11 protein-coding genes are annotated in these 10,595 nt (G+C 72.2%); 1 reads left to right on the top strand and 10 read right to left on the bottom strand.

What is annotated here, in order from left to right; all coding sequences use genetic code 11:
• Together FNX44_RS17660 and FNX44_RS17655 are read right to left on the bottom strand one after the other, a co-directional pair.
• The coding region (locus tag FNX44_RS17660; protein WP_194362474.1) for a sensor histidine kinase at positions 1-1,512 on the bottom strand (1,512 nt) is incomplete at its 3' end.
• 215 nt (positions 1,513-1,727) lie between these two features.
• The gene (locus tag FNX44_RS17655) at positions 1,728-2,369 is read right to left on the bottom strand and encodes an alpha-ketoglutarate-dependent dioxygenase AlkB family protein (protein ID WP_143649241.1); all 642 of its coding nucleotides are present in this window, start codon (positions 2,367-2,369) and stop codon (positions 1,728-1,730) included.
• 185 nt (positions 2,370-2,554) lie between these two features.
• Between FNX44_RS17655 and FNX44_RS17650 the strand changes: the two genes are divergently transcribed.
• The gene (locus FNX44_RS17650) at positions 2,555-3,352 is read left to right on the top strand and encodes a tyrosine-protein phosphatase (RefSeq protein ID WP_143649240.1); all 798 of its coding nucleotides are present in this window, start codon (positions 2,555-2,557) and stop codon (positions 3,350-3,352) included.
• Between the two features lie 103 nt (positions 3,353-3,455).
• On the opposite strand, the gene FNX44_RS17645 is transcribed toward FNX44_RS17650, so the two are convergent.
• The 8 genes from FNX44_RS17645 to FNX44_RS28100 form a co-directional block, all read right to left on the bottom strand.
• Positions 3,456-4,622 (bottom strand): polyprenyl synthetase family protein, encoded by a 1,167-nt coding sequence (locus tag FNX44_RS17645; RefSeq protein WP_143649239.1) that lies wholly within the window; start codon positions 4,620-4,622, stop codon positions 3,456-3,458.
• 188 nt (positions 4,623-4,810) lie between these two features.
• Positions 4,811-5,617 (bottom strand): ABC transporter ATP-binding protein, encoded by an 807-nt coding sequence (locus FNX44_RS17640; RefSeq protein ID WP_143649238.1) that lies wholly within the window; start codon positions 5,615-5,617, stop codon positions 4,811-4,813.
• Positions 5,604-6,548 (bottom strand): ABC transporter permease, encoded by a 945-nt coding sequence (locus FNX44_RS17635; RefSeq protein WP_143649237.1) that lies wholly within the window; start codon positions 6,546-6,548, stop codon positions 5,604-5,606. Before FNX44_RS17635 ends, FNX44_RS17640 begins: the two co-directional genes overlap by 14 nt.
• Before the next feature lie 94 nt (positions 6,549-6,642).
• Positions 6,643-7,497, bottom strand: a complete 855-nt coding sequence (locus FNX44_RS17630) for a glycosyltransferase family 2 protein (RefSeq protein ID WP_143649242.1) — start codon at positions 7,495-7,497, stop codon at positions 6,643-6,645.
• 38 nt (positions 7,498-7,535) lie between these two features.
• Positions 7,536-8,321 carry a CDP-alcohol phosphatidyltransferase family protein gene (locus FNX44_RS17625; RefSeq protein ID WP_143649236.1) on the bottom strand — a complete coding sequence of 262 codons (786 nt, stop codon included), beginning with the start codon at positions 8,319-8,321 and terminating at the stop codon, positions 7,536-7,538.
• Positions 8,299-9,360: an iron-containing alcohol dehydrogenase family protein gene (locus FNX44_RS17620; RefSeq protein WP_143649235.1), complete on the bottom strand. Its 1,062-nt coding sequence runs from the start codon at positions 9,358-9,360 to the stop codon at positions 8,299-8,301. Before FNX44_RS17620 ends, FNX44_RS17625 begins: the two co-directional genes overlap by 23 nt.
• A complete protein-coding gene (locus tag FNX44_RS17615; RefSeq protein ID WP_143649234.1) occupies positions 9,348-10,103 on the bottom strand; it encodes a phosphocholine cytidylyltransferase family protein in 756 nt (251 codons plus the stop codon). The genes FNX44_RS17620 and FNX44_RS17615 overlap by 13 nt, the downstream gene beginning before the upstream one ends.
• Positions 10,100-10,595, bottom strand: a 496-nt coding sequence (locus tag FNX44_RS28100) for a DUF5941 domain-containing protein (RefSeq protein ID WP_228449974.1), incomplete at its 5' end; no start/stop codon positions are given. The genes FNX44_RS28100 and FNX44_RS17615, both read right to left, overlap by 4 nt.

Genomic DNA, 10,595 nt, shown 5'->3' with positions numbered 1-10,595 from the left:
TCCAGCCGACGCAGCAGGGCCTGCAGCTCCGACTGGTTGCGGGCGGCGGCGCGGCGCAGCGTCGTGTAGCGGTCGATGGTGGCGCGCGCCTCGGTGGAGGCCAGCAGTGCCGCCCCGGTCATCATCGGTGAGGAGGCCGTCGCCCGCCGCGGCGGCCGCGCCCTCCTTCGCCGCCTCCGACTGCTCGCCCAGCAGCACCCGGGGCACCACCAGCACGGCCTGGACGCCGCCGTAGATGTTGCTCTGGAGTTGGACGACGATGCCGTGCCGGCGGGCCAGCTGGGAGACCACGAACAGGCCGATGCGGCCGTCCTGGAGCAGTTCGCCGACGTCGACCCGTTCGGGGTCGGTGAGCAGCGTGTTCATCCGGGTCTGCTCGGCGGTGGTCATGCCCAGTCCCCGGTCCTCGACCTCGACGGCCAGCCCGGCGGTGACGTACTGGGCGCGCAGCAGCACCTGCGTCTGCGGGGCGGAGAACAGCGAGGCGTTCTCGATGAGTTCGGCGAGAAGGTGGATCACGTCGGCGACGGCGTGGCCGCGCAGGTCGCCCTCGATGGGCGGCACCAGCTTGATCCTGGGGTACTGCTCCACCTCCGCGATGGACGAGCGCAGCACCTCGGTCATGCTGACCGGGCGGGTCCACTGCCGTCGGGAGACGGCTCCGCCGAGCACCGCCAGGTTCTCCGCGTGCCGCCGGATGCGGGTGGCCAGGTGGTCGACGTGGAAGAGGCCCTTGAGCAGGTCGGGGTCCTCGACCTCGTTCTCCAGCTCGTCGAGCAGCTCGATCTCGCGGTGTACCAGGGACTGGAGGCGGCGGGCGAGGTTCACGAAGACCTCGACCTTCTCCTCACTGCCGCTGGCGCTGCTGCGCACCAGCGCCGCCGCCTCCAGTACGGCCGCCTCGGCGCCGCGCTGGGCGACGGTCAGGTCGCGGGCGAGCAGGCCGAAGGCGTCGTCCGGCGCCGGCTCGGGCAGCGGTCCGTGGCTGGGTCTGCGCGGCCGTTCACCGCGCTCCAGCCGACGCAGCAGGGCCTGCAGCTCCGACTGGTTGCGGGCGGCGGCGCGGCGCAGCGTCGTGTAGCGGTCGATGGTGGCGCGCGCCTCGGTGGAGGCCAGCAGTGCCGCCCCGGTCATCACCGCGCAGCACAGCAGGAGCGCCCCGCCGAGCAGCGGCCACGGCCCGCCGGGCAGCGCGGCCCCGCCGCCCAGCCGGAGGGCGAGGGCGACGGCGACGGCGCCCAGCACCGCCACCGCGAGGGCAGGGCCGACCGTCAGCCACAGCAGCCGCCGGCGCACGGCGGCCTCGGCTGCGGTCGGCCGGGGCTGGCCGCGGCCGTGCCGTCCGCCGTCGCGGGAGTTCGTCTGGCCCCGACCGCGGCGCCGGCCGGGGACCGGGGCGGGCGTGGTGTCCCGGTTGCCGCCGCCGGGAGAGGCGCCGACCGCGGTGGCGGTCGGGCCTGCGGCGGACGTTCGGCTTCCGTGGTGCACCGCGTGACTCGGGGATTCAGGCATCGCAGTCCTCGAAGGGGAGACCGACCCCGCGTTCGCGGGGCTTGGGATCAGCGCACGCCGACGCTCAGCGCGCACCTCACGCTAGTGGGCGCCGGAGGTGCCCCCTGGCGTACTCCGGCTATTCGCCACCCTTCGCCAGCCCCCTACGGGTGAATGATTCGCAGATCTGTCCATGACGCGGGCGAAGGGAGTAACTTGCGTATGCTCGCGGCAAGTTACCGCTCGCGGACGGTGACGTTCAGCCTGCCGTCCAGATCGAGCCACGCCGGCGCGCTGCCCGGGAGCACCCGGGGCACGCCGTGGTACGCGAACCGGGCCGGACCGCCGAACACAAAGGCGTCGCCGCTCTCAAGTCGGACGTCGGCGTACGGCCTGCCGCGCCCGGCGGAATGGCCGAAACGGAAGACACACGTATCGCCGAGGCTGAAGGACACCACCGGCGCCGGCGACCGTTCGTCGCTGTCGCGGTGCATGCCCATCCGGGCCTGCTCGTCGTAGAAGTTGATCAGCGCGACGTCGTAGGCGGGCGGCCGTTCGCCGGCGCCGAAGGCCGCCGCGACCACCGCGCGCGCCCACTCCCCCAGCCAGCCGGGGAACGGCTTCACCGGTGCGCCGTCCCCGTCGACCGCGGTGTCCGCGTAGCCGTAGGGGTACCAGTGGTGGCCCAGACTCACCTGTCGCACGGACATCCGACCGCCGCCGGGCATCCGGACCGTGCGCAGCCCGGCCGGCGGCAGCGCCCACCGGCGGCAGGCCGCCAGCAGCCGGCGCTGCCGCACGCGGTCCAGCCGGCCGGGGAGGTGGAAGGCGCCGGGGGCGACCTGCCGCGGTTCCGCCGGGAACAGTCCCTCGCTCACCTCGTCAGGCTACGTCCGGCCTCGGCGGTCCAGGCAGGCACAGCCCGGCCCGCGCGCGGCGCCGGGTCCGCGCCGGGCGTGCGCGTCCGTTCCCGTCAGGTGGTTTCCGCCACCGGCGGGGCGGCGCCGGGTCCGCTTGTCGTATCGTCGACAACGCCCGGCCGGTACCGATCCAAGGAGCCCATGTGACGTCCGAAGCTGTGGAGCCAGCGCTCGCCGGAGTACGCAACTTCCGCGACGTGGGCGGACTGCCCACCGTCGACGGCCGTCGGCTACGGCACGGGGTGCTCTACCGCAGCGGGCACCTGGCCCACGCCACCGACGAGGACGCGGCCTTCCTGCACCGCCTCGGCCTGCACACCATCTTCGACTTCCGCAACGCGGCCGACCAGGCCCTGGAGGGCCCGGACATCGACCTGCCCGGCGTGCGGAACATGAACCTGCCGCTCACCGACCCGGCCGAAGGCGCCGAGTTCTGGCAGCTCGTACGCGACGGCGACCTGCCGGAGCTGCGTGCCGCGCTCGCCGAGGGCCAGGCCGCCGACCGGATGCGGGAGAACTACCGGTCGATCATCGTCGGCCGCACCGCCGAGCACAGCCGGGTGCTGCACGTGCTGGCCGAGGGCGACGTCCCGGCGCTGATGCACTGCGCGGCCGGAAAGGACCGGGCCGGGCTGAGCGTCGCGGTGACCCTGCTGGCAGTGGGCGTGGAGCGGGACGCGATCGAGAGCGACTACCTGCTGTCCAACGACCCGCACCGCCGCTACAAGATGCACCGGGGCGACCCGAGCGAGGAGAGCGCGATCGACCCGGAGATCGTCGAGCTGCTCGCGCCGCTCTTCGACGCCCGCGCCTCCTATCTGCACGAGGCGTACGCGACGATCGACGAGACCTGGGGCGGTGTGGAGAGCTACCTCCGCGAGGGGCTGGGGCTCGCCCCGACCACCCGCGAGCGGCTGCGCGCGCACCTGCTGGAGGGCTGAACCTCCGCCGCCGCGCTCTGACGCACGCGCCGCGGGCCGGGTTCGGATCGCCCCGAACCCGGCCCGCACGCTTGGAGTCCGCCCGGAGCCCGGCGGACGGCCGTCAGCCCCGGCGCTCCACCACGAAGTCGGCGAGCGTGACCAGCTGGCGGCGCACCGCGTCGGGCAACTCGACGCCGTCCAGCGCGGCGAGCGCGGCGTCGTGCTGCCGACGGGACTCCTGGACCGTCCACTCCCGGCCGCCTGCCTCCTCGATCAGCGACGCCCGCAGGGCGAACTCCGCCTCGTCGAAGTCCTCGGTGGGCAGGCCCTCGTCCGCACCGGCCGCGTGGCGGCCGGCGTCGGTGGCCAGCAGCTCGCCCAACTGCCGTGCGGCCGGGCCGCCGGCCTCCAGGGCGGCGGCGACGGGCAGCGACTTCTTCCGCTGCCGCAGGTCGCTCCAGGTCTGCTTGCCGGTGGCCTCCGGGTCCCCCCAGATCCCCAGCAGGTCGTCGACGGCCTGGAAGGCGAGGCCGAGGTGGTTTCCGTAGCGCTCCAGCGCGTCCGCGGTCCGCGTGTCGGCGCCGCCGAGCACCGCGCCGATGGACACCGCGCAGGCCAGCAGGGCACCGGTCTTGTTGCCCTCCATCTCCAGGCACTCCGCGACGCTGACCCGCTCGCGGTGCTCGAAGGAGATGTCCTGGGCCTGGCCGTCGATGAGACGGCGGGTGGCGGCGGTCAGCCGGCGGGCGGCCAGCGCCGACTCGACCGTACCCAGCTCGAGCAGGATTTCGTTCGCCAGTGCGAACAGGGCGTCGCCGACCAGGATCGCCTGGGCAGGTCCGTGCACCTTCCACACGGTATCGCGGTGGCGGCGCTGCTCGTCGCCGTCCATCAGGTCGTCGTGCAGCAGGGAGAAGTTGTGGACCAGTTCCACGGCGACCGCACCCGGGATGCCGGCCTCCGGCGGCGCGCCCGCGGCCTCCGCCGAGAGCAGCGCGAGCGCCGGTCGGACGGCCTTGCCGCCGTCGGCGTTCGCCGGGCGCCCGGCGGCGTCGATCCAGCCGAAGTGGTAGGCGGCGACGGTGTCCATCGGCGCCGCGAGGCGGCCTACGGCAGCGCGCAGCACTGGCATGGCGAGGGTGCGTCCGCGTTCCAGCAGTTCGGCCACCCCAGCGGTGTCAATGCCGGCGTTCGCCGGTTGAACCGGGTTCACAAGGTCTCCTCTGCGTCTCGGTGGTGGCAGCGGGGCACGCCCCCTCGAGGGCGGACTCCACGAAGGCCGGAGCATCTCCGGGCACTCCCGCGCGGGCGGTCAGACCCGCGTGTGCCACCACCATCGTCGGGCACGACGCGGTCACCGGTCCACGCGCCCGGTACACACTCCCCCGGCGCACAGGCGCACTCGCGTCGATCGGACGGTCCAGTACCGGATGCGCCCGCAAAGCATCTGTGGTAGGCGCCGTCAGTGCGGCGGCGCTACTTGCCGGTGAACTTCTCGTACGCCTTCAGCACCTCGGCGGTGGGGCCGTCCATCCGCAGCTGGCCGTGCTCCAGCCACAGCACCCGCTCGCAGGTGTCCCTGATCGACTTGTTGTTGTGGCTCACCAGGAACACCGTGCCGGCCTCCTGGCGCAGCTCGCGGATGCGGGCCTCGGAGCGCTTCTGGAACTTCTTGTCGCCGGTGGCCAGCGCCTCGTCGATCATCAGCACGTCGTGGTCCTTGGCCGCCGCGATGGAGAACCGCAGTCGGGCCGCCATGCCGGAGGAGTACGTGCGCATGGGCAGGGTGATGAAGTCGCCCTTCTCGTTGATTCCCGAGAAGTCGACGATGCCCTCGTAGCGCTCGCGGACCTGCTCGCGGCTCATGCCCATCGCCAGTCCGCCGAGCACGACGTTCCGCTCGCCGGTGAGGTCGTTCATCAGCGCCGCGTTCACGCCCAGCAGCGACGGCTGACCGTCGGTGTAGACGCGGCCGCGCTCGGGCGGCAGCAGTCCGGCGATGGTCTTCAGCAGCGTCGACTTGCCGGAGCCGTTGGAGCCGATGAGGCCGATCGCCTCGCCGCGGTAGGCGGTGAAGGAGACGCCGCGCACCGCGTGCACCTCGCGCATGCCGCCCCCCGGCTTGCGGCGGAGGATGCGGTTGAGCGCCGCGGTGGCGCTGCCCCGGCCCTTGCTTCCGCCGTACACCCGGTACACCACGTGCACGTCGTCGGCGATGACGGTCGGCACCCGGCCGTCGGCGGTCGCCGCCTGGGCGGTCCTGGTCTGCTCAGCCACGGCCATAACGCTCCTCCGCCCGCCAGAAGTAGATGAAGCCCGCGATGCCGAACAGCAGGGCCCAGCCGACCGCGATCCACCACACGTGCGGCGGCAGGTCGGAAATCGAGTACGCGTCGATCAACGAGTAACGCATCAGGTCCATGTAGACGGCCGCCGGGTTCATCGCGACCAGGTCGGCCAGTCCCTCGCTCGCCCCGGCCCGCTCGGTGAGCATGTGGTGCAGCGGGAACATGACGCCCGAGCCGTACATCCAGGTGCGCAGGATGAACGGCATCAGCTGCGCCAGGTCGGGGGTCTTGCTGCCGAGCCTGGCCATCATCAGCGCCAGTCCGGTGTTGAAGACGAACTGCAGCGTGAGGATGGGCACGATCAGCAGCCAGGACCACGCGGGGCGCTGCCCGAAGCCCAACAGGATGACCAGCAGCACGATCATCGAGTACATGAGCTGCTGGAGCTGCTGGAGCGAGAACGAGATCGGCAGGGACGCCCGGGGGAAGTGCAGCGCCCGCACCAGCCCCAGGTTCCCGGAGATCGACCGGACGCCGGAGAGCACCGACTGCTGGGTGAAGGTGAAGACGAAGACCCCGATCACCAGGAACGGGATGTAGTTGTGCCCACCGCCGGGCACACCCTCCCTGGCGCCGAGGATCACGCCGAAGATCAGGAAGTAGACGGCCGCGTTCAGCAGCGGTGTCATCACCTGCCACAGCTGACCGAGCTTGGCCTGGCTGTACTGGGCGTGCAGCTTCGCGCGGGAGAAGGTCAGGATGAAGTGCCGACGGCTCCACAGCTGCCTGACGTAACTCGACAGCGAGGGGCGGGCCCCGCTGACCGTCAGACCGTACTTGGCCGCGAGTTCGGCCGGGGTCAGTCCGTCGTCGGCCGACGGCCGGGGGCCGACGGCGACCGCACCGTCGTGCGTTGACTCGCTCACGTTGAAACTTTCGTCCTCACTCTGCAAGGGCTCTGGACCGCTGAGACACCGTGTTTTCTCGGGGTGGGACCCGATGTTCTCAGACTGGAGCCTGTCAGATGACCGGAGGTCGGCCCAGTCGGGCCATGCGCCACACCGTACGCCACTTCATGGGGCGCCGTGGACCGCACGGGCTCGTCCAGCCCTCTTTGAAACCGCCGAGCCAGGCCCGCAGCGCCGGCCTGGAGGGGCGGCGGGCGAGGGTGAGCAGCAGCCACACGCCGAGGTAGACGGGAACCAGCGGGAGGGGGAGGTTGCGGCGGGCCAGCCAGACCCGGTTGCGGGCGACCATGCGGTGGTAGACCGCGTGCCGGGAGGGCGAGGTCGTCGGGTGGTGCAGCACCATGTCGGCCCGGTACTCGATGCCCCAGCCGGCGTCCAGGGCCCGCCAGGCCAGGTCGGTCTCCTCGTGGGCGTAGAAGAACTCGCCGGGCAGCGGGCCGACCTCCGCGATCACGGCCGTGCGCACGGCGCTGGCACCACCGAGGAAGGTGGTGACCTTCGACGAGCGAGTCGGGTCGGCCGCCCGCAGCCGGGGCACGTGCCGCCGCTGGGTGACGCCGGTGTCCGGGTCGGCGATGCGGAAGCTGAGGATGCCGAGCGCGGGGTCGGCGGTGAACGCCTGCCGGCACAGCTCGGCGGTGTCCCGTTCGGGGAGCAGGCCGTCGTCGTCGAGGAAGAGGATGGCGTCCACGTCCCGACCGGCCTCGCCGAACGCCTGGATGCCGGCGTTGCGCCCGCCGGGGATACCCAGGTTCTCCGGCAGCTCGACGCTACGCAGCCCGCCGGGCAGCTCGGGCAGCTCCGGCAGCGGGGCGCCGTTGCCGACGACCACCACCTCGATCGGCTCGCCCTTCTGCTCGGCGACCGAGTCCAGCAGGGCGCGCAACTCCTCGGGGCGGTTTCCCATGGTGAGGATCACCGCCCCGAGGCGGAACGTCGCGGCGCTCACTTCAGCCTCCGGGAGGCCAGGATGGAGACCAGGTGCAGCACGGTCTGGAGGACCGCGACACCGGCGAGGACGGCCACGCCGAGCCGGGTGTAGAACAGCCCGCCGGCGATCATGTCGGCGATCGCCACGGCCAGGATGAGCAGCGAGGCCTCGACGCCGCCGACGAGCCGGTGGAACTTCAGCGCCGCCGCCGCCCGGCGGGCGACCGCCAGACCGGCCGAGCGCGGTGTGGCCGCCGCGTCGGTGGCCGCGGGCATGCCGCTGCGGGCGCGGGCGACGTCGACCAGGTCCGTCTCGGCCTTGATGAGGATGGCGCCCAGCGCGGCGACGGTGCCGAGGAAGGCCCACATCCAGTTGGCCGAGGCGCCCTCGCGGGCGAACAGGTCGGCCGCCCGCAGGCCGAAGCCGACGAGCAGCGCGGCCTCGGCCAGGTAGTGGCCGATCCGGTCCAGGTAGACGCCGGTGACCGACGTCTGGCCGCGCCAGCGCGCGATCTCGCCGTCGACGCAGTCCAGCAGCAGGTAGAGCTGGATGAGCAGGGCGCCCACGAGCGCCCCGGTCAGGCCCGGCACCAGCAGTGCCGCGCCCGCCAGGACGCCGGCGACGACCATCAGGTAGGTGAGCTGGTTGGGGGTGATCCTGGTGTCGACCAGGTACCGGTCGCAGCGCAGCGAGATCTCCCGCATGTACAGGCGTCCGGCCCAGTGCTCACCGCTGCGTCGGTCCTTGACCCCTTCGGGGTGCACGACCGGGCGGAGTTCAGCTACCGATGGCTTTGGCATAGTCGGCGTAAGCGTCCCTGATCTCGTCGGTGTTCAGGTCGAGGTGTTCGAGGATCGTGTAGCGGCCCGGCCTGGTGCGCGGAGCGAACTCCACGACCTGGACGAACTCGTCCACCGAGAAGCCGATGTCCTTCGGCAGCACCGGCAGCCGGTGCCGGCGCAGGACCTCGGCCATGAACGCCGACTCCTGGTGCGCACCGCGCAGGTACATCGCGAAGGCGGCGCCGAGGCCGCACTGCTCGCCGTGGCTGGCGGCCCGCTTGGGGAAGAGCAGGTCGAAGGCGTGGTTGATCTCGTGGCAGGCACCCGAGGCGGGGCGGCTGTCTCCGGCGACCGACATCGCGATGCCGGTGAGCACCAGGCCCTCGGCGAGCACCTGGAGGAAGCCGTCGTCGGTGACGTCGCCGGGGTGGCGCAGCACGGCCTCGCCGGCCTGGCGGGCCATCGCGGCGGCCAGACCGTCGATCTGCTCGCCCTTCTCCCGGTTGGCCAGCTCCCAGTCCGCGACGGCGGAGATGTTGGAGAGCGCGTCGCCGATGCCGGAGCGCACGAAGCGCGGCGGGGCCTGGCGGATCACTCCGAGGTCGATGACGACGGCGATGGGGTTGGGCACGCCGTAGGAGCCGCGCCCGGCGTCGTTGTCCAGGGTGGCGACGGGCGAGCACAGGCCGTCGTGGGAGAGGTTCGTGGCGACGGCCACCAGCGGCAGTCCGATGCGCGCGGCGGCGAACTTGGCGCAGTCGATGATCTTGCCACCGCCGAGCCCGACGACCGCGTCGTAGTGGCCGGACTTCATGGCGTCGGCGAGCTTGATCGCGTCGTCCAGGGTGCCGCCGTTGACCTCGTACCAGGTGGCGCCCGGCAGGGCCGGGGCCAGCCGCTCGCGCAGCCGGGCCCCGGAACCGCCGCTGATCGCCACGGCGAGCTTGCCCGCGGAGGAGATCCGCTGGTCGGCGAGGACGGAGCCGAGGTCGTCGAGCGCCCCGTCCCGGATGTCGACGACCACCGGCGAGGGGATGAGCCTCGTCAGTACTGGCACGCGATCTCCCGGCCCTTGGCGAGGTCGTCGTGGTTGTCGATCTCGACCCACTTCACGTCGCCGATCGGAGCCACGTCGATCTTGAAACCGCGGTTGACCAGCTCCTGGTAGCCGTCCTCGTAGTAGAGGTCGGGGTCGCGCTCGAAGGTGGTCTTCAGCGCGTCGGCCAGGTCCTCGGCGGCCTCGCCCTCGATGAGGGTCACGCCGATGTACTCGCCGGTGGCCTCGGCCGGGTCCATCAGCTTGGTGATCTTCTGGACGCCCTTGGCGGGGTCGACGACGACCTTCATCTCCTCGTCGGCGAGCTGCTTGACGGTGTCCAGGGCGAGGATGATGCGGCGGCCCTCACCACGCGCGGCCAGCAGCGTCTTCTCGACGGAGACCGGGTGCACGGTGTCGCCGTTGGCGAGGATCACGCCGTGCCGGATGGAGTCCCGGGCGCACCACAGGGAGTAGGCGTTGTTCCACTCCTCGGCCTTGTCGTTGTCGATCAGGGTGAGCTTGACCCCGTACTTGGCCTCCAGGGCCTCCTTGCGCTCGTACACGGCCTCCTTGCGGTAGCCGACCACGACGGCGACGTCGGTGATGCCGACCTCGGCGAAGTTGCCCAGGGTGAGGTCCAGGACCGTCGTCGCGGCCTCGCCGTCCTGCTCAGGGCCGACCGGCACCAGGGCCTTGGGCAGGGTGTCGGTGTAGGGACGCAGACGCCGTCCGGCGCCGGCGGCCAGCACGAGGCCGATCATGCGGGTTCTCCTGATTCGTCGTGTGTTGCGGGCGCTGAGGAGGTCGCCTGGAAGCGCACGCTCTCCACGAGCCAGAGCGTCGCGAGCAGCACGGCCAGGGCCGTGAGCACGGACGCGAATCCAGGCACCACCGGCGAGCGGTCGGCATCCAGGGAAGCCACCGCGGCCAGGCTGACCAGCAGCGTTCGCCCTTCGTGCCCCCCACTCACCCGCACCAGCCAGCGCGGCGGCGCGCCGGTGCCGCCGCGGATGCGGTGCACCGTGTCGTAGTGATGGTAGGCGAGAGCCGCCACCAGGCCGAAAGCGGCCGGCAAGGCGCCGTTCACCTCCTTGTTTGCGGCGATCTGCGCCAGGACCAGGATCAGACCGTACTCGGCGGCCCGGAAGAGCGCGGGCACCAGCCAGTCGAAACGGCCGGTAGGAGGGCGGGCGACGGCGAGGGCGGTGAGCAGCGCGTAGCCGGCGGCGGCCAGTGGCAGGGCGGGGCCGTCG

It is taken from the genome of Streptomyces alkaliterrae, assembly GCF_007097205.2.
GTDB lineage: Bacteria > Actinomycetota > Actinomycetes > Streptomycetales > Streptomycetaceae > Streptomyces > Streptomyces alkaliterrae.
This window is presented reverse-complemented; position numbering and strand designations above follow the sequence as displayed.

Bases quoted from the DNA above. Each gene is read 5' to 3' on its own strand.
- FNX44_RS17645 (WP_143649239.1), bottom strand. From the start codon at position 4,622: ATGCTCCGGCCTTCGTGGAGTCCGCCCTCGAGGGGGCGTGCCCCGCTG.
- FNX44_RS17625 (WP_143649236.1), bottom strand. From the start codon at position 8,321: ATGCCAAAGCCATCGGTAGCTGAACTCCGCCCGGTCGTGCACCCCGAA.
- FNX44_RS17630 (WP_143649242.1), bottom strand. From the start codon at position 7,497: ATGGGAAACCGCCCCGAGGAGTTGCGCGCCCTGCTGGACTCGGTCGCC.
- FNX44_RS17615 (WP_143649234.1), bottom strand. From the start codon at position 10,103: ATGATCGGCCTCGTGCTGGCCGCCGGCGCCGGACGGCGTCTGCGTCCC.
- FNX44_RS17640 (WP_143649238.1), bottom strand. From the start codon at position 5,617: ATGGCCGTGGCTGAGCAGACCAGGACCGCCCAGGCGGCGACCGCCGAC.